Annotated in this window: 29 protein-coding genes and 1 pseudogene; 12 read left to right on the forward strand and 18 right to left on the reverse strand. The window is 68.0% G+C overall.

Going from position 1 to position 25,275, the window contains the following annotated elements; translation table 11 throughout:
- Nucleotides 1-144: 144 nt before the first annotated feature.
- A complete protein-coding gene (locus AX744_RS08365; protein ID WP_061016291.1) occupies nt 145-1,077 on the forward strand; it encodes a nucleoside hydrolase in 933 nt (310 codons plus the stop codon).
- A 3-nt stretch (nt 1,078-1,080) separates the two neighbouring features.
- Here AX744_RS08365 and AX744_RS08370 read toward each other — a convergent pair whose 3' ends face one another.
- Nucleotides 1,081-2,136, reverse strand: a complete 1,056-nt coding sequence (locus tag AX744_RS08370; RefSeq protein ID WP_058630926.1) for a LacI family DNA-binding transcriptional regulator — start codon at nt 2,134-2,136, stop codon at nt 1,081-1,083.
- 94 nt (nt 2,137-2,230) lie between these two features.
- Here AX744_RS08370 and uriT point away from each other — a divergent pair, with 94 nt between their 5' ends.
- On the forward strand, nt 2,231-3,649 hold the full coding sequence (gene uriT / locus AX744_RS08375) for a uridine transporter UriT (protein ID WP_061016293.1): 1,419 nt from the start codon (nt 2,231-2,233) through the stop codon (nt 3,647-3,649).
- 170 nt (nt 3,650-3,819) lie between these two features.
- Nucleotides 3,820-4,011, forward strand: coding sequence for a hypothetical protein (locus tag AX744_RS08380; RefSeq protein ID WP_061016295.1), 192 nt, complete (start codon nt 3,820-3,822; stop codon nt 4,009-4,011).
- A gap of 53 nt (nt 4,012-4,064) precedes the next feature.
- Here the strand turns inward: AX744_RS08380 and AX744_RS08385 are convergent, their stop codons facing one another.
- Nucleotides 4,065-5,033, reverse strand: a complete 969-nt coding sequence (locus AX744_RS08385; protein WP_061016297.1) for a GNAT family N-acetyltransferase — start codon at nt 5,031-5,033, stop codon at nt 4,065-4,067.
- A 146-nt stretch (nt 5,034-5,179) separates the two neighbouring features.
- Here AX744_RS08385 and AX744_RS08390 point away from each other — a divergent pair, with 146 nt between their 5' ends.
- Nucleotides 5,180-5,818, forward strand: a complete 639-nt coding sequence (locus AX744_RS08390) for a hypothetical protein (RefSeq protein WP_157543561.1) — start codon at nt 5,180-5,182, stop codon at nt 5,816-5,818.
- A 17-nt stretch (nt 5,819-5,835) separates the two neighbouring features.
- Here the strand turns inward: AX744_RS08390 and AX744_RS08395 are convergent, their stop codons facing one another.
- The 6 genes from AX744_RS08395 to gap form a co-directional block, all read right to left on the reverse strand.
- Complete coding sequence (locus AX744_RS08395) at nt 5,836-6,138, reverse strand: hypothetical protein (RefSeq protein WP_058630921.1); 303 nt, start codon at nt 6,136-6,138, stop codon at nt 5,836-5,838.
- Nucleotides 6,135-6,401, reverse strand: a complete 267-nt coding sequence (locus AX744_RS08400; protein ID WP_058630920.1) for a hypothetical protein — start codon at nt 6,399-6,401, stop codon at nt 6,135-6,137. The genes AX744_RS08395 and AX744_RS08400 overlap by 4 nt, the downstream gene beginning before the upstream one ends.
- Nucleotides 6,402-6,707: 306 nt before the next feature.
- Nucleotides 6,708-7,511, reverse strand: coding sequence for an SDR family oxidoreductase (locus tag AX744_RS08405; RefSeq protein ID WP_061016301.1), 804 nt, complete (start codon nt 7,509-7,511; stop codon nt 6,708-6,710).
- Nucleotides 7,508-8,005 carry a MarR family winged helix-turn-helix transcriptional regulator gene (locus AX744_RS08410; protein ID WP_058630918.1) on the reverse strand — a complete coding sequence of 166 codons (498 nt, stop codon included), beginning with the start codon at nt 8,003-8,005 and terminating at the stop codon, nt 7,508-7,510. The genes AX744_RS08405 and AX744_RS08410 overlap by 4 nt, the downstream gene beginning before the upstream one ends.
- A gap of 112 nt (nt 8,006-8,117) precedes the next feature.
- Nucleotides 8,118-8,672, reverse strand: coding sequence for a peroxiredoxin family protein (locus AX744_RS08415; protein WP_058630916.1), 555 nt, complete (start codon nt 8,670-8,672; stop codon nt 8,118-8,120).
- Nucleotides 8,665-9,696 carry a type I glyceraldehyde-3-phosphate dehydrogenase gene (gene gap / locus AX744_RS08420; RefSeq protein WP_061016303.1) on the reverse strand — a complete coding sequence of 344 codons (1,032 nt, stop codon included), beginning with the start codon at nt 9,694-9,696 and terminating at the stop codon, nt 8,665-8,667. Before gap ends, AX744_RS08415 begins: the two co-directional genes overlap by 8 nt.
- Nucleotides 9,697-9,897: 201 nt before the next feature.
- Between gap and AX744_RS08425 the strand changes: the two genes are divergently transcribed.
- Complete coding sequence (locus AX744_RS08425) at nt 9,898-11,742, forward strand: MOSC domain-containing protein (RefSeq protein WP_061016305.1); 1,845 nt, start codon at nt 9,898-9,900, stop codon at nt 11,740-11,742.
- 24 nt (nt 11,743-11,766) lie between these two features.
- Here the strand turns inward: AX744_RS08425 and AX744_RS08430 are convergent, their stop codons facing one another.
- From AX744_RS08430 to AX744_RS08440, 3 genes are all read right to left on the reverse strand, one after another.
- Nucleotides 11,767-12,918 carry a calcium:proton antiporter gene (locus tag AX744_RS08430; protein WP_061016307.1) on the reverse strand — a complete coding sequence of 384 codons (1,152 nt, stop codon included), beginning with the start codon at nt 12,916-12,918 and terminating at the stop codon, nt 11,767-11,769.
- 355 nt (nt 12,919-13,273) lie between these two features.
- Nucleotides 13,274-14,269, reverse strand: a complete 996-nt coding sequence (locus tag AX744_RS08435; protein ID WP_061016309.1) for a Clp protease N-terminal domain-containing protein — start codon at nt 14,267-14,269, stop codon at nt 13,274-13,276.
- Entirely contained in the window at nt 14,269-14,511 is a 243-nt protein-coding gene (locus tag AX744_RS08440) for a hypothetical protein (protein WP_045262666.1), read from the reverse strand. Before AX744_RS08440 ends, AX744_RS08435 begins: the two co-directional genes overlap by 1 nt.
- A 153-nt stretch (nt 14,512-14,664) precedes the next feature.
- On the opposite strand from AX744_RS08440, the gene AX744_RS20265 reads away from it, so the two are divergent.
- Nucleotides 14,665-14,835: a hypothetical protein gene (locus AX744_RS20265; protein ID WP_156172634.1), complete on the forward strand. Its 171-nt coding sequence runs from the start codon at nt 14,665-14,667 to the stop codon at nt 14,833-14,835.
- Nucleotides 14,832-15,152, forward strand: coding sequence for a hypothetical protein (locus AX744_RS08445; protein WP_061016311.1), 321 nt, complete (start codon nt 14,832-14,834; stop codon nt 15,150-15,152). The genes AX744_RS20265 and AX744_RS08445 overlap by 4 nt, the downstream gene beginning before the upstream one ends.
- 36 nt (nt 15,153-15,188) lie before the next feature.
- Here the strand turns inward: AX744_RS08445 and AX744_RS08450 are convergent, their stop codons facing one another.
- Entirely contained in the window at nt 15,189-16,373 is a 1,185-nt protein-coding gene (locus tag AX744_RS08450) for an alcohol dehydrogenase catalytic domain-containing protein (protein ID WP_061016315.1), read from the reverse strand.
- A gap of 104 nt (nt 16,374-16,477) precedes the next feature.
- A complete protein-coding gene (locus AX744_RS08455; RefSeq protein ID WP_061016317.1) occupies nt 16,478-17,806 on the reverse strand; it encodes a cytochrome P450 in 1,329 nt (442 codons plus the stop codon).
- Between the two features lie 193 nt (nt 17,807-17,999).
- On the opposite strand from AX744_RS08455, the gene AX744_RS08460 reads away from it, so the two are divergent.
- Nucleotides 18,000-18,437 carry an SRPBCC family protein gene (locus AX744_RS08460; protein ID WP_061016319.1) on the forward strand — a complete coding sequence of 146 codons (438 nt, stop codon included), beginning with the start codon at nt 18,000-18,002 and terminating at the stop codon, nt 18,435-18,437.
- On the opposite strand, the gene AX744_RS08465 is transcribed toward AX744_RS08460, so the two are convergent.
- Both AX744_RS08465 and AX744_RS08470 read right to left on the reverse strand, forming a co-directional pair.
- Nucleotides 18,408-19,151: an aspartate/glutamate racemase family protein gene (locus AX744_RS08465; RefSeq protein ID WP_061016320.1), complete on the reverse strand. Its 744-nt coding sequence runs from the start codon at nt 19,149-19,151 to the stop codon at nt 18,408-18,410. The two genes, AX744_RS08460 and AX744_RS08465, sit on opposite strands and share 30 nt — an antisense overlap.
- A gap of 25 nt (nt 19,152-19,176) precedes the next feature.
- On the reverse strand, nt 19,177-20,001 hold the full coding sequence (locus AX744_RS08470; RefSeq protein WP_269454447.1) for a shikimate 5-dehydrogenase: 825 nt from the start codon (nt 19,999-20,001) through the stop codon (nt 19,177-19,179).
- Between the two features lie 645 nt (nt 20,002-20,646).
- Here AX744_RS08470 and AX744_RS08475 point away from each other — a divergent pair.
- Nucleotides 20,647-20,853 (forward strand): cold-shock protein, encoded by a 207-nt coding sequence (locus tag AX744_RS08475; RefSeq protein ID WP_017203899.1) that lies wholly within the window; start codon nt 20,647-20,649, stop codon nt 20,851-20,853.
- A gap of 125 nt (nt 20,854-20,978) precedes the next feature.
- On the opposite strand, the gene AX744_RS08480 is transcribed toward AX744_RS08475, so the two are convergent.
- A complete protein-coding gene (locus AX744_RS08480; RefSeq protein WP_058630908.1) occupies nt 20,979-21,644 on the reverse strand; it encodes an HAD hydrolase-like protein in 666 nt (221 codons plus the stop codon).
- A gap of 143 nt (nt 21,645-21,787) precedes the next feature.
- Here AX744_RS08480 and AX744_RS08485 point away from each other — a divergent pair, with 143 nt between their 5' ends.
- Entirely contained in the window at nt 21,788-22,219 is a 432-nt protein-coding gene (locus AX744_RS08485) for a hypothetical protein (RefSeq protein ID WP_061016321.1), read from the forward strand.
- A gap of 10 nt (nt 22,220-22,229) precedes the next feature.
- On the opposite strand, the gene nucS is transcribed toward AX744_RS08485, so the two are convergent.
- Both nucS and AX744_RS08495 read right to left on the reverse strand, forming a co-directional pair.
- Nucleotides 22,230-22,925, reverse strand: coding sequence for an endonuclease NucS (gene nucS / locus AX744_RS08490; RefSeq protein WP_045262658.1), 696 nt, complete (start codon nt 22,923-22,925; stop codon nt 22,230-22,232).
- Nucleotides 22,926-22,981: 56 nt separating this feature from the next.
- Nucleotides 22,982-23,860 carry a GAP family protein gene (locus tag AX744_RS08495; RefSeq protein ID WP_058630906.1) on the reverse strand — a complete coding sequence of 293 codons (879 nt, stop codon included), beginning with the start codon at nt 23,858-23,860 and terminating at the stop codon, nt 22,982-22,984.
- Nucleotides 23,861-23,975: 115 nt separating this feature from the next.
- Here AX744_RS08495 and AX744_RS08500 point away from each other — a divergent pair, with 115 nt between their 5' ends.
- Both AX744_RS08500 and AX744_RS20270 read left to right on the forward strand, forming a co-directional pair.
- Nucleotides 23,976-25,172 carry a sensor histidine kinase gene (locus tag AX744_RS08500; RefSeq protein WP_061016324.1) on the forward strand — a complete coding sequence of 399 codons (1,197 nt, stop codon included), beginning with the start codon at nt 23,976-23,978 and terminating at the stop codon, nt 25,170-25,172.
- Nucleotides 25,169-25,275: pseudogene (locus AX744_RS20270) on the forward strand (DNA-binding response regulator); the annotation flags it as partial. The gene AX744_RS08500 and the pseudogene AX744_RS20270, both read left to right, overlap by 4 nt.

A 25,275-nucleotide genomic window follows, 5' to 3' on the forward strand; every position in this document is an offset into this window, starting at 1 on the left:
ACGAGCGAGGGAGAGACAGGAGTGATCATGGCGGCGGCTTTCGGATCGCGGGACGGGGCAGGCAACGACGCCGGTGTGCACCCGACTTGACGTTCCTGCAAGAAAGTGTAAACGTTTACGCACGAACATCTGCAAAGGAGCACCATGACCACTCCCGTCCTTCTCGACTGCGATCCGGGCCACGACGACGTCTTCGCGATCTGGCTCGCGGCCGGAAACGACGCCATCGACCTGCGCGGTGTGACGACCGTCGGCGGCAACGGCTACCTCGAGCACACGACCCGCAACGCACGGATTGCCCTCACGGTCGCCGGGGTCACGAACGTGCCGGTCGCCGCCGGTGCCGACAAGCCCCTCACGCGTGAACTCACCCCTGGTGCGTGGATCCACGGCGAGAACGCGCTGGGCGGTCCGGTGCTCCCCGAACCCACGGTGCCGCTCGACCCCCGCCACGCCGTCGACTTCCTCGCCGACACGCTCGCCGCTTCATCGGAGCCGATCACGTTGATCCCGACCGGTCCGCTGACGAACATCGCGCTCCTGCTGCAGCAGCGCCCCGAGGTCACGTCGCAGATCAAGGAGATCATCTGGATGGGCGGCTCGACCGGGCGCGGCAACGTGGGCGCGTACCCGGAGTTCAATGCCTGGGCCGACCCCGAAGCCGCAGCCGTCGTGTTCGCCTCCGGACTGCCGCTGACGATGGTCGGGCTCAACATCTCCCACCAGGCCCTCATCACCGAAGAGGTCATCCAGCGCATCGGTGCGGTCGGCAACGACACCGCAGCCTTCGGGGTCGAGCTGCTCCGGTTCTTCTGCAGCACCTACGAGAAGGCGGAGGGCATGCCCGAGGGCCCTCTGCACGACCCCATCACCGTGGCCATCGCGATCGACCGCGCCGTCGCCTCCGTGCAGCGCTGCCATGTGGACATCGAGACCACGGGCGAGTTCACAGCCGGTGCGACCTGCGTCGATCTCCACGACATGCTCGGCAAGGAGCCGAACACCGACGTCGCGATCACCCTCGACGTGCCGAAGTTCTGGAACCTGGTCACCGACGCCGTCGGCGCGCTGGCATGAGGTTCAGTGCGTAGCGGCGGGCGTCGTCGACTCGGCCACGCGCAGACTCGGCGCGAGGCGACGGAGCACGTACGGGGCCTCGGGGTCTTCCATCCGTCGCACCAGGGCCTCGGTCGCCTCCTGGGCGAGCCCGTCGAACGGCTGCACGACGGTCGTCAGCCGCGGTTCGCAGACGTCGGCGAGCATCGTCCCGTCGAAGCCCGTCACCTGCACATCGGAGGGAACGCTCCTGCCCGCGCGCTTCAACGCCGCGATGGCGCCGGCTGCGACGAGGTCGTCTCCGGCGATGATCGCGTCGGGAAGAGGCCCGCGGGCGAGCAGCTCTTCCGCGGCCCGCTCTCCGAAGGCGAGCAGGTACTCGCCGAAGATGTTGTCCTCGCGGGACAGCGACCGGGTGCGGACCGTGGCCTCGAACGCGGCCCGTCGCTCACGGCCCACCGAGGTGACGTCGTTGCCCGAGACGAGCACGACCCGACGCGCTCCGCGGGAGGTGACGTGGTCGACGGCGAGATCGATGCCGGCGTCGTTGTCCACTCCCACGAAGTCGGCGGACAGGTCGATCACGCGGCGGTCGAGCTGCACCAGCGGCACTCTGCGGGCGGTGTCCGCGACGGCGTCGTACGAGAGCTCGGCATCGGACGGCACGACGAAGATCCCCTCGACGCGACGTTCGACCAGCATGCGGAGACGGTCGCGTTCGCGGTCGACCTCGCCGTGCGAGTCGGCGATGACGAGATCGAAGCCGCGGCGCTGCAGATGGTCTTCGAGGCGGTGGATGAGCTCGCCGTAGAAAGGGTTGCTGATCACCGGGACCACGACGCCGATCGTGGCACCGCTGCCCGCCCGCAGTCCGCGACCGATGAGATTGACGCGGTAGCCGAGACGCTCGGCGACCTCGGCCACGTGCTCGGCGGTGCGGCCGGAGACGCGGTCCTTCCCGTTGAGGGCCCGCGAGACGGTCGCGATGGACACCCCGGCGGCTGCCGCCACCTCGTGCAGCGTGACCGACGCCTTCTTCACCACGACCCGACCCCCCATCGGTGCCGCCGTCGACACCATCAGTCAAAGATATGGCGTGCGTAAAGGATTACGCACGCGATCAGCCCCCGATCAACCACCGACAAGCCCCCCACCAGACACGAAGAAGTGAGCAATGACCAACCACACAGAAGCTGTTCGCACCCGGACGAACGTGGTGGCGCTGATGATCGCCCTCCTCGCCGCCTGCCTCGCGTTCCAGCTCAACGCCAGCATGCTGAGCCCCGCGCTGGTGACGATGGAGCGCGAACTCGACGCCACCTCCACCGAGATCGCCGCGACCCAGACGGTGTTCTTCACAGCTGCCGCGCTGTTCACCCTGTTCCTCCCCCGCCTGGGTGATCTGATCGGACGTCGACGGGTTCTCGTCGGCATGCTCGTGGTGATGGCCGTGGGCTGCGTCGTGTCGGCGCTGGCCACGAACGTCCCGATGCTGTTCGTCGGCCGGCTGATCCAGGGCGTGTCGGGACCGGTCGTTCCGCTCTGCCTGATCATGCTGCGAGCCGCGGTGAAGGATCCGAAGGCGTACGGCACCCTCCTCGGTGTCGTCACCGCCGTCAACGGAGGGATCGCCGGAGGTGACGCTCTGCTCGGCGGATATCTGGCGACGAACCACGGCTTCGCGTCGATCTTCTGGACCATGGCGGGTGTGGCGATCGTCGCCGCCCTGACCGTGCGCCTGCTCGCCCCGGAGACCATGGCCGATGACCGTCCCCGCATGGACTGGTGGGGGTCGCTGCTGCTCGTCGTCTCGGTGGGATCGATGCTCGTCGCGCTCAACGAGCTCGGCAAGCTCGCCGGCGCGGACCTGCTGCTCGTCGTCGTCCTCGGCATCGTCGCGGTTGCATCCTTCGCCGCCTTCTGGAAGCTCGAGGGACGGATCGCGGATCCGCTCGTGTCGATCCCCCAGCTGAAGCAGAGGGCTACCTGGGCACTGAGCGCGACCTCGCTCCTGACCCTGTCGGGGATCTTCGCGATCATGAACGGCGTGGTCCCCGCACTCGCGCAGGACACCGCGATGAACCTCTCGATGAGTGCGGAGGAAGTGTCGCTGTGGATCCTGATGCCCTACGCCCTCGCCGGGCTCCTCATGGGTCCGCTCAGCGGTCGGCTCGCAGCCACGGTCGGATACCGCACGATGCTGCGCATCGGGCTGGGCGGAACCGTGCTCGTGCTCGGACTCATGGTCGCCAACGTGGAGACCTCATCGCGATTCGTGCTGCTCCTCCTCTCGATCGCGGTCGGGATCACCTACGCGGGAATCGGCAACATCATGCTCAACGGTCTGGGTGTCGTGCTCTCGCCGAAGGATCGCCCCGGTTCACTCCCCGGCCTGAACACCGGCGCCATCAATCTCGGCGCCGGGCTGAGCTTCGTCGTCATCTATGCGGCGCAGACCTCCTTCGCCTCGAGCGAGGTGCCGGCGGGCGGGTATGTCGCGGCGCTGATCACCGGGGCCGTCGTCCTCGTCGGCGCGCTGGTGTTCTCGATGTTCATCCCGAAGCCGGTGAGCGCGGAACTGGTGCGCCGGTAGGTTGCGTAGCGCTCGGACCCCTGCCCTCATCCGGGCGGGGGTCCGAGGTGGTTCCGAGGGGGGGTCGTGAAACATCCGTCTGCAGGACGACATCGTCCCTACCTTCGGCGGATGCCGTACGCCGTCGTCGGCGCGACGATGGAAGTTCCCGTCCTCAGGGAAGGCATCCCGTGACCTCACGCCCCCCCAGTCCTCGCTTCGCTCTCGCGCTCGCCGCCGTCGGACTCAGCACCTCGGCGCTCGAACTCGCGGCCTGCGCTTCACTCGCCCCCTCTACGACGTCCTCCACGAGCATGGGGTCCCTCCCCGACGACACCGATGCCGATGCCGATGCCGAGGCCGAGGCCGACACCGTCGCCTGACCGAGGGCACCGGAACCACGCGGAGAATCGACCCGGCATGCGGGAGCGAGTCGTCAGCCCAGCGGACCTTCGAGAACCGTGAGGACGTCGACCTCGGTGAAGCCGACCGATCGGTTGAGGGCGAGCATCGGCGCATTCGTCGGCGCCGTGTAGGTCTGCAGGAATCGTGACGCCGAGCTCTCCGGGAGGGTCATGAGCAGTCGTAGATTGGCGACCTTCAGGGCCCGCCCGATGCCGCGACCTCGCACCCGCTCCTCGACGAAGGTGTCGTCCTGCAGCACGATCGTCGGGTCGGGCCGGGAGAGCAGGATCTCCGTGTAGCCGACGGCGTTCCCCTCGATTCGTGCGACGCTCCGCACGAGCGCATAGCCCTGCTGCGACATGCGCTGCTCGTTCCAGCGAACCGCTGCGACGTCGGCAGCTGCTGCAGTTCGGGTGAGGTCGCCCATCGGCACGTCGTCCGACATGTCTGTGCGAAGCCGCGCCCAGTCGGCGAGCAGCTCGTCCGGACACGCGCCGACCCACGAGACGACCTCGATGTCCGGGTGCGCAGCGGGCAGGCTTTCGAGCGTTCCCGCAGGCAGAGGCAGGTCGACCACCTGCCGGCTCTCGCGCATACCGACCCGCAGCCCCTCCGACTGCGCGAACGAGACCCCCGCTTCGGAGTACGTCTCGGTGCGCACGAGTGTGGCGGTGCCGCGCACGGCGTCGCGGACAGCGCGGAGCAGGGCGCGGGCGATCCCGCGGCGACGGAAGCGATCGAGAACGGCGATCTCGACGTCGGCCGGATCTCCGGGGTGCACGTGGGCCTCTGCGGCACCCACCGGCACTCCGCCGATCTCCGCGAGCAACAGCACTGACCTGCGGGTCGGATGCGGGTTCTGGAACTGCCGACGCGTCGCCTCATCGCTGCGAGACCACACCTTCCGGCGTCCGGCCGCGTATCCGCCGCTGAGGATGCCGTTCCACTGGTTCAGCAGCGCGGTGTTCTGCGGGTCGACATGCGTGATGCGGATATCCATCGAAGGTCGTGACGCTCTCGGCTCGGGGTCGGACGGTGCCTCATCCAGGTTGCCACGCGGTTGGGCCGATCGCTCGACTCGTGGGCTCCCCGCGGCATCTGACAGGGTGGGTGCAGGACCTGTCCCCGACGATGAAGTGGTGAGCGATGAGTGGATCTGAGACCTCGGGGGTGACGGTCGAGGGCGTGTCATCGCGGTGGTCGCCCTGGTGGCTGGCATCCGGCGGGATGTTCGTCGTCTCAGCTCTGCTGGCAGCTTTCCGCAGTCTTCCCGGGTCCCTCGATGTCGAAGCTCTCGTCGGGATGTCGACAGCGGCCACCCTCGCCTTCAGCCTCGCGCTCGTCGCCGCCGGGATCGGAGCTGCGCGCCGTGACGACACCCCGCGGTTGCCGAGGGCTGCGGTCGTCTCCCTCTTTCTTCTCGCGGGCTGGCTGCCCATCGGTCCGCTGTTGCTGACGGCATCGTTCGACTTCAGCTCCGCCGTGCCGATCTACGTGAACGCCCTCGTGGAACTGGCGCTGTCGGGGACGATCGTCGCCGGAGTCCTGCGCAGCACGCTGGTGACACCCTGGAGGCTCATCCCGGCGATCGCGCTCGCCGCGGTGGTGCTGGGCTCGCTGATGGAGTTCGCCGTCATGTCGGGCGGCGTATCCGACCAGAACGCGATGATCACGGTCTCCAACGTGCTGATCTTGACGCGCATCCTCGCCACCGGAGCCCTGGCCGCCGTGGCGCTCCGGGCCGCGCGTGCTCGGCCCGGAGCGGTGGTCGTGTTCGGCGGATGACCCTCGGACAGCGATCGTCAGGCAGCCGAGACGTACCCCTTCGAGGAGTCGTCGTCGACCAGTACGTAGGTGAGCACGCCTGCCGCATCGCCGCCCGTGTGTCTCCACACCCTTTCGTGTGCGCCGGTGGCGTAGTCGAGCACGATCCAATCCGGGGCGTGCGGGTCGCGACGTCCGACCACATAGGAGGTGCTGCCGAGACCGACGGACCCGAGTCGGGCGATGAACTGGTCCCCGTTCAGTGTTTCGGGTGGAGTGCGGCACAGCTCGGTCGGGCGGATGCGCATCGTCAGGTCGGCCTTGCCGGCCCTCCCCCTCATGCGACGTCTCCGGCGCGGACACCGAGCTCGCTGGTGTCGTCGAGACCGTGCGCGTCGAGATAGGCGCGGATCGTGTCATGGACGATGCGGATCTGGGCCTCGTTCCCCATCGCGGCCTGCATCGTCCCCATCGTGGGGGCGGGCTTGCCGTTGACCCGGTCGAGAGCCTCCCAGACGATGTCTTCGCGGGAGCCTCGGCCCATCGAATGCGGCATCGAACTGAACACCGGGTTCGGCTTCCAGCGGTCTCGGGTCTCCTTCATCAGTGCTTCCTCTCGTCTTGCCGGGCGCCGTCGGATGCAGGCGCGCTCGGTCCTGTGCGCGGGCGCGCCGAAGCCACCCTGGGGCGATGCGCCCCCGATGGACGGCATGCTCGTCCTGCGGCCAGGTGCCTTCCCGAAGAGCTGTCGGATGTCGATGAAGGGAAAGACGATCTGGCCGTCCGGTTCCCTCCGACAGTATCACGTTATTTTTAGTCATTCAAAATAACCGCCGGGGGACGCCGCGTGATGGATACGACGAGAAGGCCCGATCCGTGAACCGGATCGGGCCTTCTCGTCTGGCAGGGATCAGTCGCGCGGTGCGTCGTTCCAGGACCAGATGTCGTCGCCGCGCAGCACGGCATCGGCGCCGCCGTCGCAGTAGATGGTCTGGCCCGCCATGTGGGTGTTGGCCGGGCTCGTCAGCCACACGAGCAGCTCGGCGATCGAGGATGCGGGCTGGTGGTAGTTCAGCGGCATCGGCACGGCGGCGTCGACCTGCGCCAGTCCCTCAGGGCTCGCGAGCAATCCGGCGGTCATCGCCGTGATGACGGTTCCCGGTGCGACGGCGTTCAGGGGGATGCCGGCGCCGGCCCATTCCTCCGAGACGGACGCGCGGCGGACCCACCGCGACAGTGCGCGCTTGCTCGAGGAGTAGTTCAGGAACCCGCCCTCCGCCGTGGCGGCGAGCTGGTCCCCGATCTCGAGCGCGCGGTTCTCGTCGCCGCTCAGTGCTGCATCGACGAGATCAGCCGAGACGGGCTGCAACGAGGCCATCGAGGAGACCACCGCGGCACGAGGCTGGTCCGCCAGGCTCAGGCTCGGCAGCAGGGCGGTCAGGAACTCGGTCACGCCGAAGTAGTTGATGGCCATGGTCTTGGCGATGGGCGCCGAAATCCCGGCGCATGCGATGACCGCGTCGATGCCTCCGTCGGCAGCCGCGATCACCGCGTCCGCGGCGGCGAGGCGGCCTGCGTGCGTCGACAGGTCGCCCGTGACCTCCACTCCGGCCAGATCGACGCCGATGACGGAGTGTCCCTGCGTGCGCAGCAACTCGGCAGTGGCGGCGCCGATACCGGATCCGGCGCCGGTGATGACATACGTGCGGGTCATTTTTCCTCCAGGGGTGATGGGACGAGATCGGACGACCGGGATGTGGTCGCGAGCGTCGCCCCGGGGAGGGCGGCGACGAATCGGCTGAGGTGAGCCTGGAACTGGGTGATCTCCTGCACGGACCACCCTGCGAGAGCTCCGCCGACCATCTGCTGCCCGGCGTCGACGAGGCGCGCATACGCCACCTGGCCGGCATCCGTCAGCCGTACATCGACCGTGCGTCCTGATCGGATCCGGTCGAAGAATCCTCGAGCCGACATGCGCGAGACCAGCTTCGAGGTGGTGGGACGTGACAGTGCCGCCCGATCAGCCAGGCGGCCGAATCCGAGGGAGCCTCCGCTCATGCCGACCAGATACAGGGCCCGCACCTCGAGAGCGTCGAGGGAGTCGTCGACGCTCTCGGCGATCCGCACCTGCAGTTCGCTCTGCGTCCACTCCGCGACCACTCGGACCAGCGCGTCACGGATGTCATCGAGCTCGTCGTGGACAGCCATGTCTCAATGGTAACAGCTCAGTTGCGTGCGGCAACTATCGGCTTCACGTCACGGAATGTGGAAGCGGGACATGAACGCGCGTCGGCGAGGTGCCGTGAGCTAGCCCTGGGCGTCAGGTGCACGAACCGTCGACGTCGCAGGACTCCCCGGTCCGCTCCGCCCCGCCGGAGATCGACGGGGCGGAGTATGGAGTCTGCTCGGCGAGGAGTCGCCCCAGATACGTCCCGAGCGCCAGCTCGTCCACGGCGCCGAACGCGATCTGCCGCACGCGCCCCTCCCTGTCGACGATCATCATCGACGGCGTTCCTCTGAGGCCGTAGTGCTGCATGGTGGCGGGGATGGCCTGACCGTCGATCGGGCGGTCGATCGCCACGGGGAACTCGATACGGTACTCCGACAGGAACACCTCGAGCGCCTCCCTTCCCATGACCTCGTGATGTTCGAACACGGTGTGAAGCCCCAGGACCACGAGCTCGCTGCGGTCGAACATGCCGTGGAGGCGCTGAGCGAGGGGAAGTCCGTGGCTCACGCATCCGGGACACAGCATCTGGAAGGCCTCGACCACCACCACCCGTCCGTGGAGCGATTCCGGGCTGACCGGAGCGCTGTTCACCCATTCCGACACGTCGAGGGTGAACGCCGCCGTGTCGATGGTCGACTCAGGCACGCGCGTCCTCCTCGCGTGCCGGCAGCCGCTCGGCGACATACTCGGTGAGGTCTGCCAGGCGGTTCGAGTACCCCCACTCGTTGTCGTACCAGGCCGAGACCTTCACCTGATCGCCGATGACCCGGATGAGTCCGGCGTCGAGGATCGACGAGTGCGGGTCGGCGACGATGTCGGCGGAGACGATCTCCTCCTCGGTGTAACGGAGGATCCCTTTGAGCGGGCCTTCGGCGGCGGCGCGGTACGCGGCCTTCACCTCATCCACAGTCACGGGCCGCGAGGCGGTGACCGTGAGGTCGGTGATGGATCCCGTGAGCACCGGCACCCGCAGCGCGAAGCCGTCGAGCTTGCCCTCCAACTCGGGGATGACACGGCCGATCGCCTTGGCCGCCCCGGTGCTGGTCGGCACGATGTTGACACCGGCTGCGCGCGCGCGCCGCAGGTCGGAGTGCGGGCCGTCCTGAAGGTTCTGGTCGGCGGTGTACGCGTGCACGGTCGTCATCAGTCCGGCCTCGATCCCGAACGCTTCGTGGAACACCTTGGCCACAGGGGCGAGGCAGTTCGTCGTGCAGGAGGCGTTCGAGATGATGTGGTGCCGTTCGGGATCGTAGGTGTGCTCGTTCACGCCCAGGACGAAGGTTCCGTCGTCACCGGTGGCCGGGGCCGAGATGATCACCTTCCGGGCTCCTGCCTCCACGTGCTTCGCGGCGAGTTCCGCCTTCGTGAAGAGCCCGGTGGACTCGATCACGATGTCGACACCGAGCTCGGCCCAGGGCAGGCGGAGCGGATCGCGCTCCGAGAACACGCGGATCGCCTGTCCGTTGACGAAGAGGTGCGCCTCATCATGCTGCACGGGTCCGGCCAGGGTGCCGTTCGCCGCGTCGTACTTGAGCAGGTGCGCGAGCGTGCGCGTGTCGGTGAGGTCGTTGACGGCGACCACCTCGAGATCCGATTGCTTCGCGAGCAGGGCTCGAAAGTAGTTCCGTCCGATGCGACCGAAGCCGTTGATGGCGATCTTCGTGGACATAGTGCTCCCTCCTGTGCCGATTCCGGCGCGATGATATTTTTGGCCTATGCCAAAAATATCACGGCCGGAAGACGGCGGCACGGATCCGTGCACTCGCGAGCGGACACGACCGCGAGATCCAATGCCGGAATACCGAGGGGTGGGGACGATCCGAGAGCCGATGATGATGATCGATCGTCAGAGCAGGGGAAAGGGACGTTCATGACCAGGAGCCGAGGTTCCATCGACAGCATCGTGCGCTATCCGGTGAAGGGACTCTCCGGCGTGCCGGCACGCGACCCCGTTCGTCTCGATCCCGGTCGTGGTCTGCGCGGGGACCGGGCATTCGCGATAGCGCGCCGCGACTCGACTCCGAGCTCCACGGGATGGCTCTCTCGCGAGCACTTCTTCCACCTCGCCCGCCACGAGCACCTCGCCCGCATCTCACTCGGCCTCGTCGAGGACGGCTCCGACTCCCCCGCCCTGGTCGTCGAGACAGCGGAGGGTATGGCGCGAGGAAAGCGAGGGTCGTCGCTCGCCGGCGAGGTCGGGGCGTTCGATTCGGCCGCCATCGACGACCTCCTGCGTCGAACCCTCGGAGCGGATCATGGCGAGCCCCGCCTGGTCGAGGCCGCCTCCGATGGACTCTGGGATTGGGAGGACGCGCATCTGTCGATCATCAACCTCGCGACCCTCGAGGAGCTGGAGAGGGAGACCGGTGTTCCCGTCGATCGTCGCCGCTTCCGGGCCAACCTCTACCTCACCGGGCTGGCCCCGTTCGAGGAGTTCGAGCTCGTGGGAGCGCGCATCCGCGTCGGGGAGGCCGAGCTCGAGGTGTTCCAGCCGACCGACCGCTGTCGCGCCACCACCATCCGCCCGGTCGAAGGGGTGTCCGACCTCAATGTGCCCGCGCTGCTGGCCAGCCGCTACGGCTACGCATTCTGCGGCGTCTACGCGCGGGTCATCGGCGGAGGCACCGTGCGTGTGGGTGACGCGGTCCGCGAGGAGCCCGGGGCCGTCGCACGTCTGGAGGGCAAGCCCGGGTGGCCGCGCGCTGCCCGGGTGCTGGCCAGAGAGCACGAGTCCGACGACGTCGTCAGCCTCTGGCTTTCGGACCCCCTCGACCTGCTCACGACCGCTCCTCCGGGAACCCACGTGCGGGTGCACCTTCCGGACGCTCCGACTCCCAACTGGCGGTCGTACACGATCTCCGGAACCGCACCGGGGCGGTTCCGCATCAGCGTGAAGCGGGACGGGCGCGTTTCGACGATGCTGCACGATGTCCGTGAGGTCGGCGAGACGATACTCGTCTCGGGGCCCCACGGCGTCGGGGGCGACGATGCATCGAGAGATCTCCTGCTGGTCAGCGGAGGAATCGGTATCACTCCCAGCGTGGCTCTGCTGCGCTCGCGCGTCGCGCGACGCGGAGCAGGACGCATACGAGTCGTGCACAGCGCGCGTAGTTCGACCTCCCTGCCGTTGTGGGCGGAGGCATGCAGGGCGGTCGCCGAGCTCACGGACGCTACGGCACAGCTCCATGTCACCGACACGCCGGCGCCGGAGAGCTGCGAGGGTTTCACGGCCATCGAGGGGCTGATCGATGCCACGGCCCTGGCGTCCATCGTGGCCGACCTGGATCTCGAGCAAGCGGATGCCTCGGTATGCGGTCCGCCGACTTTCGCTGCCGCCATGCGCGCCCTGCTCGTGCAGTCGGGGTTCGCTCCCGAGCGCGTCCACGTCGACCCCTTCTCCTCTCCGGCGAGTTCGGAGTGGGGGCCGCCGCGCGTGCCTCGCGCCGACGTCCCGTTGCGCGTCGATTCGGCTGCGGGCTCCTTCGCGTGGGAGCCCGCGGCGGGAAGCCTGTTGAACGCCGCCGAGAGTGCGGGTCTCGACTGGCCGAGCGAATGCCGTGTCGGAGTGTGCGGTACTTGCGTGCGTACCGTCACACACGGTGAGTTCGAGTATCTCAACGAGCCGTTGTGCGAGCCGGGGCCAGGGCGCGTCGCCGTCTGCAGTGCCGCGCCGCTGACCCCTCTGCGCCTGGACGGCGCGGCTCCCGGAACGTGACTCCGGGGCACTCCGCTTCGGAGGTCAGCGGAAGAGGACCACGAGGTAGACCCCGAAGGTCACCAGGTGTGCGGCGCCGTGCATCGCCGTCACGCGCTTCGCGGCGAAGGTCGTCACCGACAGCAGCAGTGTGACGCCGAGCATCAAGAGGTTCGCCGGAGACTCCGCGAGCACGACCGTCTGGCCGGTGAACATGCCGATGATCAGCACGGCGGGGATCGTGAGTCCGACCGTCGAGACGAGCGCACCGTGGCAGAGGTTGTTGACGCGCTGAGCTTCTCCGCCCAGAGCGGCGCGGACCGCGGTGATCGATTCGGGAAGGAACACGATGCCCGCGATGAGCACGCCGGCGAGGGCGACCGGAGCGCCGAGGCGGCCCAGCCCGTCGTCGAGCAGTGCCGCCATGTCATGCGACAGGAGCACGATCGGGATGACGGTGACCACCAGCAGGGCGAGCCGCACGAGGACCTCCGTGCGATGCTCGGCGAGAACCTCACGGATCCCGCTGTTCCCCTCCGTGTTCTCCTGGCGTTGCGGGTTCTGCAGCAGGCGCGGGTCGACTTCGGTGAAATCGCCTGCCTGCGCGCCCATCTGCCGATAGAGGAAGAACGCGTAGAGCGCGAGGGTGAGCACGATGATCGGGATCTCCTGCGCCACCGTGTAGGACCCGTCCGTGCCGATCAGAGCGGGGAGGCCGAAGGCGAGCGCGACGAGCACGACCAGCATGGACAGGTACGCGGAGGTGCCGGTGCGGTTGTGGGCCATGCCGCGGTGGCGGAGTCCGCCGACGAGGAGGGCGAGCCCGATCACGAGGTTGAGGATGATCATGGCGACGGCCATGACCGAGTCGCGGGCGATGGTCGCGTGCTCGCCTGGTCCGAGCATGACGGCCGAGATCAGGATCACCTCGATCATGACGATCGAGAGCGTGAGGACCAGCGAGCCGTAAGGGTCTCCGAGGCGATGCGCGAGGGCTTCCGCCTGTTTCACGACGCCGAACGCGCAGACGAGGATCACCGCGATGATGACCGCGAGCGCGATGACGAGCACTGGGGTGGGCACGGGAGGCTCCGGTACCGGGTGGAGGAGAAGGAGGGCGGCGAAGGCTCCCCATCCCAGGACGACGCGGACGATATCCGTCGGGCCGATCAACGTCTTCAGTTCCGTGCGTGACATCGCCGGACTCCTTCGAGGTGGGGTCGTCCCCGTCGAGTCCCACAGTCGGAGGTCGTCCTCCGTGGTTGTTCTCAGGCGTTCAGTCTATCAAAAATTTCCCGGTCAAAAGGAAATTTGACTTCCTCCGGGTTCTCACTATGGTCGGAGGTTACGCCAGCCACTGAAGGGGAAGCGAGACACCATGTCCGGAAAGACCAAGAAGGCACCGCAGCTCACACTCAAGGAGAAGCGCGCCGCCAAGCGCGAGAAGAACGCGCCGGCCGAGTTCATCAAGCCCCGCAAGGGCGCGAAGGGCTGAGCGGACCTGGCCGGGTGGGCGCATCGCCGAGTTCTGCGCGATGCGCCCACCCGGATTTCAGCGGAACACGCGCGTGATGCCGCTCTCGGTCTGGGTGAGCTGGAAGTAGGTGAGGACGTGCGCGACCGGCCGCCGGACGGGGCGGAGCACGCGACGTCGGATGCTGTGCAGAATTCCTCGTCGGGGTCCCCTGACCTCCCACGTGAGCGTCACCTGGATCTGTATTCCCCCAGCGGCATGTTCGAGCGCGAATGCGAGCACCCGTGACGTGCCGATACTCGCGTCCGGATAGGTGAAGCGCCACGTGACGAAGGCGCGGTCCTCAAGCCGATCCAGGAAGATCTGCTGACGTTCGTAGGATTCCTTGACCGTCACCGGCTTGCCGTTGCGGACGGTGAGCGTCCGCGCCTCCCAGGGGCCGGTGGGGGCGATCGCTGAGCCCACTTCGCCCACCCCGTGATCCCACTCGGGAATGCGGGAGGCCGACGACAGCAGCTCCCACACGTCCTCGACGGGGGCGGGGACGAAGATCGAACGGCTAGCCGAGAAGCTGTTGTCGTCGATCCGGTCTGTTCGCGCGGGATCGAAGACACGCGTGTCGTCGAGGCGAGATCTCAGCGCGTCCGGGTCGACATCGAGTCGTCGCAGGATCTCTTCGACGAGACCGCTCGGCTCATCCACGAGCGCGCGCAGCACCGCCGCGGAGTCGCCGCGGCGGCCGCCACTCGATGCCACGGTCCACACTGCGAGCGCCCGGTCCGTCCACTCGTACCCCGAGGTCTCGTGGAAGACGATGCGGCCGGGCTCCTCCACACCCGTCGCGACGCCCACGGATTCGAGCTGAGCGGCGTGCTGAGCCGCGACGGCCGCGCGGGCCGTGTCGAGCCCGGCACCCATTCCGCGCAGGATCTGACCCCCGGTGTCGGGGTCGATCGTCAGAGCGAGCAGAAGATGATCGATGTCGGTATCGCGCACCCCGAAACGCGAGGCCTCTTCCATGGCGGCCAGCGACAAGGTGTGCATCGTGCCAGCAGCCTGCACCAATCGGCTCATCATCCCCTCCGCGGAATGTCGATGGACGGATCGATTCGCTTCGAGTGTTTCTTGTGTACGGCCTGGCGGGTCACGCCCAGGGCGTCGGCGATGGACTGCCAGCTCATGCCGGACCGCAGCGCGGCTTCGACCTGGCGCAGTTCGAGCGCATCCGCGAGTCGGCGCAGAGATGCGACCGCACGGAGCCCTGCTCGGGGATCGGTGGTGTCTGCAGCGATCTGTGCGACATCGAGGGATTCCATGCTGTCAACCTACGTTGCTCATCCCCGCGCTGTCAACCAAGGTTGCTCACGTTTTCCGTGTTCGGGATTAGTCGCCCGTCGTCCGGGTGTCAACGGTCCTGCGGACCCGCGGATTCCGTTCCACCCTGGTCCTCCCGACGAGAGGAGTGCAGGATGTCGAATCCCGACGTGTATCCCACCGAAGGCGAGCAGCCGGAGACGCAGGGCGAAGACCCGATCGAGGCGGAGCTGGGCGAAGAGGGCCAGGGTGACCTCACTCCGGAAGACGAGGGCGCGGGCCACAGCGGTGACGCTCCCACCGACCTCAGGGACGGCACCGAATGAGCGGGAGCGAGGGAACGCGTCCGGAGGCGGCGACCTCGCCGGTCGAGGGCGACGCCGAATCCCGGATCGCCCAGCACCTCGCCGAGCGCGGGGGCGACCGGCCAGCGGACCCGGGTGACGTACCGGCCGGAGGAGCGGGTGCCGACTCCGGTGCCGCGTCGGCGGTCGGGGTCGAACCCGGATCCCGCTCGACGGTGCCTGACGAGTCGACACACAACGACGACCCGGGTATCGGCACCCGTCGACCCGATGTCGACGAGGGGAATCGCGAAGACGGAGACCCCCCGCCGGGCCTGAGGTCTCCGTCCCACGATTGACAGCCGCGTCTGTCAATCGCGGCTGTCAGGCTCGCGTCACACCGTCGACGGGCGCAGCACCACCTTGATGCAGCCGTCTTCCTTCTTCTGGAAGGTGCGGTATAGCTCAGGCGCGTCGTCGAGGGGCGCACTGTGCGTGGTGAGGTCCATCACACCGAGCGGGTCGGCAATGTCCTCGACCAGGGGCACCAGCTCATCCACCCAGTTCTTCACGTTGCACTGCCCCATGCGCAGGGTGATCTGCTTGTCGAACAGCGTCTTCATCGGCATGATGTCGGCGTCGCCCGCGTACACCCCGCTCAGCGATACGGTCCCTCCGCGGCGAACGGTGTCGATGGAGGCGTAGACGGCGGCCAGACGATCGACACCCGCCTTGTCGAGCAGCTGTCGTGCCGCCGGATCCGGGAGTACGCCCACCGCCTTCTGCACGAACTCGACGCCCGCGTTGCCGTGAGCCTCGAGCCCGACGGCATCCACCACCGAATCGGCGCCGCGCCCGTCGGTCAGGTCCCGCAGCTCATCCACGATCGTGTCGGTGAGGTCGAACGTCTCGATGCCGTGGCGTTCCGCCATGGCGCGACGCTCCGGCACCGGATCGACCGCGAGCACCCGGTGCCCCCGGTGCCGTCCGATGCGGGAGACGAACTGTCCGACCGGACCGAGCCCCATCACCACGAGGGTTCCGTCGTCCGGCACCTGTGCATACTCCACTCCCTGCCACGCCGTGGGAAGGATGTCGCTGAGGAACAGATACCGCTCATCGGGCAGGTCGCTCGCGATGGGGATGTGGTTGTAGTCGGCGAGGGGCACCCGCAGATACTCCGCCTGTCCGCCGGGGACCTGCCCGTACAGCTTCGTGTACCCGAAGAGGGCGGCTCCGCTGCCGTACTCGCGCACCTGGGTGGTCTCGCACTGCGACTGGAAGCCGCGTCGACACAGGTAGCATTCTCCGCACGCGATGTTGAACGGGATGACGACACGGTCTCCCACGGCGAGCGTCTTCACGTCCGCACCCACCTCGACGACGACTCCCATCGGCTCGTGGCCCAGGATGTCGCCGCGATCGAGGAACGGGCCCAGCAGCTCGTACAGATGCAGGTCGGAACCGCAGATCGCCGAGGACGTGACCCGGATGATCGCATCCTCCGGCTGCTGGATGACCGGATCGGGAACCTCCTCCACCGTCCCCGTGCGCTTGCCCTGCCAGGTCAATGCCTTCATGATGTCCTCCGATCCTTGGTCTTCGTCGTCCGCGCCACGCTCGTCGCTCCCAGGGCGACCGGCCACCGGGTTGACAGCTGCCTCTTGACGTGCGGACGCGCGTCTCAGTGGAACGGACAGCCGCGGGTCGATCCGCTCTTGCGCACCGCTCCGCCCGATGCGGGTCTGGTCGGCAGTCGTCGCCGGTTCACCTCGAGTCCGGTGTCGAGGATGTCGAGACGCGGATCACTCAGCACGGCGATCGCCGCAGAGAGGCCGGCGATCACGAGCTTCTCGCCGGGGCAGCGGTGCCCGGTGGCGACGTCGGCACCGCCCTGCGGGATGAAGGTGCGGATCGACTCGTGATTTTCGACGTCGGTGAACCGCTCGGGTGCGAATCGATGCGGGTGGGCCCACGATTGCTCGTCGGTGTCGGTGCCGAGGATGTCGAGCACCACGCGCCCGCCTGCCGGCACCCGCACGTCGCCGATCTCGATGTCGACGATCGCGCGCCCGGGCAGCATGGGCACGAACAGAGCGGTGCGCCGCACCTCCTGCGCGAACATCACGGCCAGAGGCCCGCTCACCAGCGCATTCCGTTCGACGGTCTCGGCGGCGATCCGCTCGCGCCATTCGGGCCTGTCGTGCAGTTCCTTGACCGCGAAGGCCACGAAACGCGCCGCGGCGATCATCGGTCGGATGCTGTTCTGCAGTTCGATGCCGGCGAGGCGGGCAGGGAGCAACGAGCCGTCCTGATCGCGGTGGTCGGCCCACTCGGCCAGGGCTGTGCCTTCTTCGGCGTGCAGTGAGCCAGATCGGACGGCATCGATGAGTCGCTCCGCATGCCGATCGGACCACATCCTGTTCACGAAGGCGGCCACGTACTCGGGTGAGTAGGGAACACCGAAGTCGTCGACGATCTGCGCCAGCCGAGCCGCCCATCGGGTCTTCGCTGCCGGTGTACCCGGCAGCCCGGCCCAGCCCATGATCGCGCGGCCGAAGGCGCCGACCGCCGCGTCGTACGCACTGCGGGTTCCCCCATCGAGCCAGGCGTCCTCCTCCACTCTCCACTCGCGCTCCAGCCAGGGAGTCAGGCGCGCGACCTGCGCATCCTCATAGGCCACCTCCACGAACGTCGCTTTGCGGTGTCGGTGCGCCGACCCGTCCAGGCTGTGCACGGACCCGTGTCCGAACAGCGTCTCCTGGACGATTTTCGGCATGGCGCCGTGGCGGGCGATGCGCGACTCGTCATAGAACAGGTCGATGCCCTCGACTCCCCGCACGAACACCGCGTCGTCTCCGAGCAGTCGCATCGGAGCCGACCGTGCACCGGGCTCCGCACGCCGCCAGATGCGTGCGCCGAAGTCGTAGCCCCGGGTGAGGAGCGAGGGCGAATCGTCGTGGACGACCGCGGTGACGGCCTGCACCACGCGTGAGCTCAGTCTTTGCAACATGCTCCGACGGTGCCAGGCGCCGCCTGATCCCTCCAGGGGGGAGCGCTCCGGATCGGAGTGTGCTATCTCCGTCGGATCCGCGATGTCAAGCGGGTCCCCTTGGCGCCTGGATGCCGCGCAGGATGACTCCGCAGGAGCAGACGGCGCTGCAAACAGACGGTGCTGCAAATGGACGGCGCTGCAAGGAGGAGACATGGCGACGAACACCCGTGACCTGGCGTGCACGACGGATGACGTGTTCCGCGTGCTCGCGAACGGCTGGCTCTACCCCGCATGGGTGGTCGGAGCTTCCCGCATGAGAGACGTCGACGAGACCTGGCCGGCGGTGGCGGCGCAGTTGCATCACTCCGTCGGGGTCTGGCCCGTGCTGCTCGACGACACGACCGAGGTGCGCGAGTGGGATCCGCCGCGGCGGGTCGTGCTCAGGGCGCGCGGCTGGCCGATGGGCGAGGCGACGGTCACGCTGCGAGCACGCACGACCCCCTCCGGTTGTCAGGTGCGCATCGACGAGGAGCCCGTCGCAGGGCCCGCGGCGCTGATCCCGCGGTTCCTGACCGCCCCGATCCTGCGCTGGCGCAATGCCGAGACGCTCCACCGCCTGTCATACCTCGCGGAGGGGCAAACCGACTGAGTCCGCTCGATCGGCCGCGGCGTCTCCGCCGAGAGCGAGGGCGACCGCGGCATCCACATGCAGCGCCGTCGTCGGGAACACGGGCACCGGTGCGTCGCCGGACGAGATGAGCAGCTCTATCTCGGTGCAGCCGAGGATGATCCCCTCTGCGCCGTCGCCCACCAGGCGCTCGATCACCTCCGTGTAACGTCGACGGGACTCGTCGCGGATGACACCGTGCACGAGCTCGTCGTAGATGACGGCGTGCACAAGCGCGCGATCGTCGGCGCCGGGGATGAGTGTGCGGACCCCGTGTCGCGCGAGCCGTTCTGCGTAGAACGGCTGCTCCATCGTGAACGCCGTGCCCAGAAGCCCGACGGTCTGCAGGCCCGCGGCGGTGATCGCCTCACCTGCGGGATCGGCGATGTGCAGGAACGGGATGCCGACCGCCGCTCGGATGCGGTCGGCGACCAGATGCATCGTGTTGGTGGCGAGCACGAGAAGCTCCGCACCGGCACCCTCCAGCGCTGCGGCGCGCGACGCCAGCAGATCACCCGCGGCGTCCCAGTCGCCACGCGCCTGCATCGCCTCGATCTCCGCGAAGTCGAGCGAGTCCAACAGGATGCGAGCGGAGTGGTGGCCACCGCGCTGCGCGCGCACCCGTTCGTTCGCCAGCCGGTACCACTCCAGTGACGACTCCCAGCTCATGCCGCCCAGGACACCGATCGTCTTCATCGACGCACCACTCCCCTCTTCGCCGTCAGGCGTTCCCTGCGCGCATGAACTCCTCGGCATCGCGCACCTGCTCGGCGGACGGTCGGATGCCGGTGTAGAGCACGAACTGCTCCAATGCCTGCAGTGTCGCGACCTCTGCTCCTGTGATCAGGGTCTTCCCCGCTGTGCGAGCCGCGGCGATCAGCGGAGTCTCGGCGGGAAGCGCGACCACGTCGAAGACCACGGACGCGCGTGCGATCGTCTCCTCGGGGAACGCGAGCGCGTGCTCCTCCGCGCCCCCGGCCATGCCGATCGGGGTCACGTTGACCAACACGTCGGCCGTGGCATCGCCGACCTCCGCCGACCAGTCGAATCCGTACAGGTCCGCCAGCGCACGTCCGCTCTCCTCGTTCCTGGCGACGATGGTCACGCGTGAGAAGCCGGCGTCCCGGAATGCTGCCGCGGTCGCCTTGGCCATGCCGCCCGACCCACGCAGCAGCACCGAGCTCGCAGGATCCAGGTGCTCGCGTTCGATGAGCTGCGCGATCGCGGAGTAGTCGGTGTTGTGGGCGGTGAGCACACCGTCGTCGTTGACGATGGTGTTGACCGAGTCGATCGCGCTCGCCGAGGGATCCATCCGGTCGACCAGGGCGATGACGTCTTCCTTGTAGGGCATCGAGACGGCGCAGCCGCGGATCCCGAGCCCGCGGACGCCCGCGATGGCCTGGCCGAGATCGGTGGGGGCGAACGCCTTGTAGATCCAGTTGAGCCCGAGCGCCTCATAGAGGTGGTTGTGGAAGCGCGTGCCGTTGTTGCTGGGCCGTGCGGAGAGCGAGATGCACAGCGTCATGTCCTTGTTGAGCAGAGTCACCGCATCAGGCTACTCGCGAGTGACGGAGCCCGCGGATCCGGGGGAGAGAGGACGACGGAGGTGCCTCCGTGCTGTGCGTCCCGTCTCCGCCCGAAACCTGCGATCCCTGCGGGATCAGTACCCCGACCTTCTCCGATATCGCGTGGACGAGAGTCCGTGGCGACATCGTGCATCCTCCCCTATGGTGAAGGTGCATGCACACGGGGATTGATCGTCTCCGTCTCTCCCCAGGAGACGGCGGCCCTCCCCAGGGGCAGACGATCCGTGCATGCGATTGGGCCCTCTCGAGTAGTTCAGTCCCCAATGGGCTACTCGAGGGGGCCGCTATCGTCCAGTCTCGCACCGAAGTTCAGATTTGTCCCCCAAAAGGGGGACAAGGGCGTCGAAAAGGAGCTAAGCTGTTCCTGACGCACCCTCCGGTCGTCTTCGGCCCTCATCGCTCCCCCCGCGGTGAGGGCCACACCATTTTCGGGGCGCCTCAGGCGCCGTGCGGGTCGCGAAGCGACGCATGACGGGCGGATGCCGCTCGTGCAACATTTGGATTACCTTCTTGCAGCGGCTATTCCGCTCGGGGCCTCCTCCACTAGCGTTAGCGATGTCGGGGCATCCCTGCGTCGGCTTCTTCATCAGCAGAACAGGCAGTACATGAGCACCCAGGGCACGGTCAAGTGGTTCAACTCGGAGAAGGGCTTCGGCTTCATCTCCCCCGACGACGGAGGCGCTGACGTCTTCGCGCACTACTCCGCCATCCAGTCATCCGGCTACCGGTCTCTCGAAGAGAACCAGCGAGTCGAGTTCGATGTGGCGCAGGGTCCGAAGGGCCTGCAGGCAGAGAACATCCGCCCCGTCTGAGACGGGCGCGACACAGAACTCCCCACCGGATCGCGTCCCCGATGCGTCATCCGGCGGGGAGTTCTGTGCTTTCTGAGGTTCTCAGCGCCGCTTCGGCTGATACCCGTCAGCGGGAGGAGGCGGGGTCAGCTCAGCAGCAGCGCGCGCAATTCTGCGACCGAGGCCGCTCGGAACGCGGCGTCATCGCCTTCGTGCCTGTCGCTGAAGCCCCACTCGACGAAGATGACGGGGACGTCGTTGGCGTTCCCGCCTTCCACGTCGTGATGGCGGTCACCGACCAGAACCGGTCGTGACGTGTCGGCGCCGAGCGCGCGCAGCCGACGAAGCGCCTCGGCGACGATGTCGGTCTTCGAGGCGAGAGTCGACTCGTCGGGGGTCGCGCCGACTGTGGTCAGGAACGCGGGGCGCAGGCCGAAGTGATCGACGAGGGCATCGACCTGGTTCTCGGGCTTCGAGCTGGCGGTCGCCTGCGGCACCCCGGCGGCGTGCAGCTCGTTGATGAGCTCGACGACGCCCGGATAGGTCGCGACATCGGTCGTGTAGCCGTCGGCCTTCCCGAGCGTGCGGTAGAAGGCCACGGCCTCGGCGGACTGCTCCGGGGTCATTCCCGCCTGGTCCTGGAAGGACTGGAACATGGGCGGACCGATCCAGTGCACCAGCTGCTCGCGCGTGGGCGCGGGGTGGCCGAAGTGCGTGAGCGCGATGTCGAGCCGGCGAAGGATGCCGACGGACGCGTCGACGATGGTGCCGTCGACGTCCCACAGCACGCAGGAGTAAGGGGAGTGAGGCACCCCTCCACCCTATGGCCCGGAAGAGGACGGTCGCCTTTCCTGCACAGGTGTGCACGAACAGGGCTTATCCACGTCTCATGTGAGCACTCTATGTCCCCATATAAGGTCGTGACAACGGCGGATGTGCGAGTCAGAATGGGGGTATGTACGTGTCGGTGGAGATCATCACGATGTTGGCCACGGCCGCGACGCTGCTGGTGGCGATCATCGGCGGATTCGGCTGGACGATCAACCGGATGGATGCGCGTTTCGCGGCGCAGGACGCCCGGCTCGACGCGCGTTTCGCGGCGCAGGACGCACGACTCGACGCACGGTTCGATGCGCAGGACGCGAAGCTCGATGCGCGTTTCGCGGCGCAGGACGCGAAGTTCGACGCGCAGGACGCGAAGCAGGACGCGCAGGACGCGAAGCTCGATGCGCAGGACGCGAAGTTCAGCGCACGGTTCGGGAGTCTCGAATCGCGATTCGACCGCGTGGATGCGCGATTCGATCGAGTCGAGCAGGAGATCTTCGAGGTGAAGATCGCGATCGCGCGTCTGGAGGGGCCGACGCCGCGGCTCATCCCCGTCCGTTGAGACCGTCTGCTCAGAACAGGCGGGGGATGCCCGACTCGATTCCCTTCATGTCGTCGTAGTCGAGCACCAGACAGCGGATGCCCCGATCCTCGGCGAGTACACGCGCCTGCGGCTTGATCTCCTGGGCGGCGAAGACACCCTGGACGGGGGAGAGATGTGGATCGCGGCCGAGCAGCTCGAGGTAGCGGGTCAGCTGCTCCACGCCGTCGATGTCGCCGCGGCGCTTGATCTCGACGGCGATCGCCGCGCCGTCGGCATCGCGCACCAGCAGGTCGACCGGCCCGATCGCCGTCGGGTACTCGCGGCGCACGAGCGTCGCACCCTCGGAGATGCGCTCGACCTGCTCCGCGAGAAGTCGCTGAAGGTCTGCCTCGACGCCGTCCTTCTGCAGTCCGGGATCGATGCCCAACTCGTGCGAGGTGTCATGGATGATCTCGTAGATCTGCACGCGCAACGCGTCACCGGTCTTCTTGTGGGTCACCCGCCAGACCTCGACGACGCCGGCGCTCGCCTCTTCCTCACCCGGAGTCTCGTTCGAGAGAGAACACGGGGGACTCATCCAGTTCAGCGGCTTGTAGCTGCCGCCGTCGGAGTGCACGAGCAGACTCCCGTCGCCCTTGTGCACGAGCAGACGCGTGGCGAGCGGAAGATGGGCATTGAGCCGACCGGTGTAGTCGACCGAGCAGCGGGCGATGACGAGACGCACCCGTCGAGCCTACTTCGTCGTGAGCGCTGCGCGGTCGCACCCGGAGGGTGTGCCGGTCACCGGTCGAGGAACGAACCGATCGCCTCGAAGAGGCCGAGTTCGGTGGCGGCAGAACGGGCGATGAGGAACCCGATGATGCCGATGATCCAGGCGGTGTTCTCCGCCCCGGTGCGCTCCATCCAGGCGGCGAAGCGTTCGAGCGGCCGTTGCACGAGTGGAGCGGCCACCATCCGCAGCACGAGCAGCACGACCGCGGGCAGGATCATCAGCGCACAGTATCCCGCGAGCGAGAGCACACGCAGCGGCGTGTCGATGCCGGCATCCGCGAGCATGGTCATCGCCACGATGTACGGCAGCATGGTGGCGATCTCGACGAGCCCTGCGGCGATGGCGACGGCCATCACTGCGGTGCCGCGGGTGCGCGGGTCGAGGAGCCGCTCCCGCCACCGCGTGATGCGTCCGGGACGAGGAGCAGGATCGGTCGCGATCGCGGACGCGGCATCCGGGGGAGCCAGGCGGGAGCCGTTCGCATCCTGCGCGCCCGGTGTCCCTCCCCGAAGCGGCACCGGAGGCGCGGATGCTGTCTGCGGTGCGGGCGCCGGTGCGTTCTTCTCGTTCTTGCCGCCGGTCGGCATCACGAATGCCGTGATGAGGAGCGCTGCTCCGACGACGAGCCGGACGATCAGTCCCGCGGGCGACGCGAGGAAGTCGGACGCGACGTCGACGAGGTTCACCAGGCCCCACAGGAACAGGAGGCCGACGACCAGATAGAACGCGGCGATGGTTCCCAGATACAGCAGGATCCGCCCGGCGCGCACCCGCCCCGGGTGCAGCAGCAGGAAGACCGGGATGAGGAGTGTGCCGACGCTCAGCCCGTCGATCAACGCCAGGAGCGCGAGCGAGAGGGGGAGCGGCAGTCCGCCGAAGAGTTCCATGCCACCACGTTCACGGACACTCCACCGATCCGGATCGGGCGAAAGTACCGTCTCCGCAGAGCCACTCATCCCTTCGTCGGATGCGCGGCGGCGGCCGTCGTGGTTGCATGAGGGCATGCACGAGCAGGTCGAAGGCGGATTCGGCGCCTGGTACCGCCGGCACCGTTGGTGGGCGGACCCGCTGGGCATGGCGATCTTCGCCGTGGTGATGGCGGCCTTCGGATTCCGGGGTATCTGGGGGCCGTTCTCGCTCCTGCAGGAGCCCCTGTCGCCGTGGTGGGCGCTGGTGCTCGCACTTCCCGCCTGTGCGCTCGCCCTCTTCAAGCGGCGCATGCCAGTGACCGTGCTCGTGCTCGTCTCCCTGCTGTTCGTCGCGGACCTGCTCACCGTGGGGGGCCTCGGGACCCTCGTGGTGCTCCTGGACGTCCTGTGGACGGCCGCTTTCCTGGCGGATTCCCGCGGGCGAAGGATGCTGCTGGTGCTGCTGGGGGCGGCGACCGTCGTCCTCTTCCTCTGCGCCTGGCTGCTCACCGATGTGTCGTTCCCGGTCGCGTTCCTCATCGGAGTGCAGTTCGGAGCGATCTTCGGCACCGACTACTGGTGGGCCGTGGCGGTCTCCCAAGCGCACGAGCTCGCGGAGTTGCACCGTCAGCGAGCGGAGCATGCCGCCGCCGTCGCCGAGCGCGACCGAGTGGAGGCGGTGCAACGGGAGCGCGAGACCATGGCGCGCGAGCTGCACGACGTGGTGGCCGGCCATGTGATGGCGATGGCGATCCGCGCGGAGGCCGCCCTGTCGACCCCGCCCGATCATCCGCGGGACCGCGAAGCGCTGCAGGCCGTGCGTGATGCAGGTCTCGATGCCCATGCGGCGCTGCGATCGATGATCTCCGTGCTCCGTCGCGGTGAGGGTAGTCCCGCGTCCTCGCCGCGGTGGGGGGACCTCGAGGGGATCGTGCAGGAGGCGGAACGCGCGGGACTCACGGTGCGACTCGTCGCCGATCACGTGGGTGATGTCGGTTCCGCGCTCGAGCAGGCCGTCATCCGCATCGTGCGGGAGGCACTGAACAACTGCATCCGTCACGCTAGCGGCGCCGAGGTCGACGTCATCATCCGCAGGAGCGGACCCGAGGTGCGGGTCGAGGTGCGTTCGAGGGGTGGCTCGCCGAGCGGGGCGTCCACGTCCGCGGATGGGGGCTGGGGGTTGCAGATGCTCAGGGAACGAGTCGCCGCGCTGGGGGGCGCCTTCATTGCCGGGCCGGTCGCCGGCGGATGGTCGGTGGAAGGTCGCATCCCGACGGAGGCAGCGGCATGAGCGAGCCGACGGTGCTGCTGGCGGACGACCACGGCGCGATCAGGGCGGGGCTGCGCATCATGCTCGAGGCGCAGGGGATCACGGTGGTCGGGGAAGCGGCGGA

The organism is Microbacterium sp. CCH5-D1 (genome assembly GCF_001557335.1).
GTDB lineage: Bacteria > Actinomycetota > Actinomycetes > Actinomycetales > Microbacteriaceae > Microbacterium > Microbacterium oxydans.

What these genes read in the sequence shown, in the direction of transcription:
- AX744_RS08365 (WP_061016291.1), top strand. Translation starts at nt 145, where the DNA reads ATGACCACTCCCGTCCTTCTCGACTGCGATCCGGGCCACGACGACGTC.
- AX744_RS08370 (WP_058630926.1), bottom strand. Translation starts at nt 2,136, where the DNA reads ATGGTGTCGACGGCGGCACCGATGGGGGGTCGGGTCGTGGTGAAGAAG.
- uriT (WP_061016293.1), top strand. Translation starts at nt 2,231, where the DNA reads ATGACCAACCACACAGAAGCTGTTCGCACCCGGACGAACGTGGTGGCG.
- AX744_RS08385 (WP_061016297.1), bottom strand. Translation starts at nt 5,033, where the DNA reads ATGGATATCCGCATCACGCATGTCGACCCGCAGAACACCGCGCTGCTG.
- AX744_RS08390 (WP_157543561.1), top strand. Translation starts at nt 5,180, where the DNA reads ATGAGTGGATCTGAGACCTCGGGGGTGACGGTCGAGGGCGTGTCATCG.
- AX744_RS08395 (WP_058630921.1), bottom strand. Translation starts at nt 6,138, where the DNA reads ATGAGGGGGAGGGCCGGCAAGGCCGACCTGACGATGCGCATCCGCCCG.
- AX744_RS08400 (WP_058630920.1), bottom strand. Translation starts at nt 6,401, where the DNA reads ATGAAGGAGACCCGAGACCGCTGGAAGCCGAACCCGGTGTTCAGTTCG.
- AX744_RS08405 (WP_061016301.1), bottom strand. Translation starts at nt 7,511, where the DNA reads ATGACCCGCACGTATGTCATCACCGGCGCCGGATCCGGTATCGGCGCC.
- AX744_RS08410 (WP_058630918.1), bottom strand. Translation starts at nt 8,005, where the DNA reads ATGGCTGTCCACGACGAGCTCGATGACATCCGTGACGCGCTGGTCCGA.
- gap (WP_061016303.1), bottom strand. Translation starts at nt 9,696, where the DNA reads ATGTCCACGAAGATCGCCATCAACGGCTTCGGTCGCATCGGACGGAAC.
- AX744_RS08425 (WP_061016305.1), top strand. Translation starts at nt 9,898, where the DNA reads ATGACCAGGAGCCGAGGTTCCATCGACAGCATCGTGCGCTATCCGGTG.
- AX744_RS08430 (WP_061016307.1), bottom strand. Translation starts at nt 12,918, where the DNA reads ATGTCACGCACGGAACTGAAGACGTTGATCGGCCCGACGGATATCGTC.
- AX744_RS08435 (WP_061016309.1), bottom strand. Translation starts at nt 14,269, where the DNA reads ATGAGCCGATTGGTGCAGGCTGCTGGCACGATGCACACCTTGTCGCTG.
- AX744_RS08440 (WP_045262666.1), bottom strand. Translation starts at nt 14,511, where the DNA reads ATGGAATCCCTCGATGTCGCACAGATCGCTGCAGACACCACCGATCCC.
- AX744_RS20265 (WP_156172634.1), top strand. Translation starts at nt 14,665, where the DNA reads ATGTCGAATCCCGACGTGTATCCCACCGAAGGCGAGCAGCCGGAGACG.
- AX744_RS08445 (WP_061016311.1), top strand. Translation starts at nt 14,832, where the DNA reads ATGAGCGGGAGCGAGGGAACGCGTCCGGAGGCGGCGACCTCGCCGGTC.
- AX744_RS08450 (WP_061016315.1), bottom strand. Translation starts at nt 16,373, where the DNA reads ATGAAGGCATTGACCTGGCAGGGCAAGCGCACGGGGACGGTGGAGGAG.
- AX744_RS08455 (WP_061016317.1), bottom strand. Translation starts at nt 17,806, where the DNA reads ATGTTGCAAAGACTGAGCTCACGCGTGGTGCAGGCCGTCACCGCGGTC.
- AX744_RS08460 (WP_061016319.1), top strand. Translation starts at nt 18,000, where the DNA reads ATGGCGACGAACACCCGTGACCTGGCGTGCACGACGGATGACGTGTTC.
- AX744_RS08465 (WP_061016320.1), bottom strand. Translation starts at nt 19,151, where the DNA reads ATGAAGACGATCGGTGTCCTGGGCGGCATGAGCTGGGAGTCGTCACTG.
- AX744_RS08475 (WP_017203899.1), top strand. Translation starts at nt 20,647, where the DNA reads ATGAGCACCCAGGGCACGGTCAAGTGGTTCAACTCGGAGAAGGGCTTC.
- AX744_RS08485 (WP_061016321.1), top strand. Translation starts at nt 21,788, where the DNA reads ATGTACGTGTCGGTGGAGATCATCACGATGTTGGCCACGGCCGCGACG.
- AX744_RS08495 (WP_058630906.1), bottom strand. Translation starts at nt 23,860, where the DNA reads ATGGAACTCTTCGGCGGACTGCCGCTCCCCCTCTCGCTCGCGCTCCTG.
- AX744_RS08500 (WP_061016324.1), top strand. Translation starts at nt 23,976, where the DNA reads ATGCACGAGCAGGTCGAAGGCGGATTCGGCGCCTGGTACCGCCGGCAC.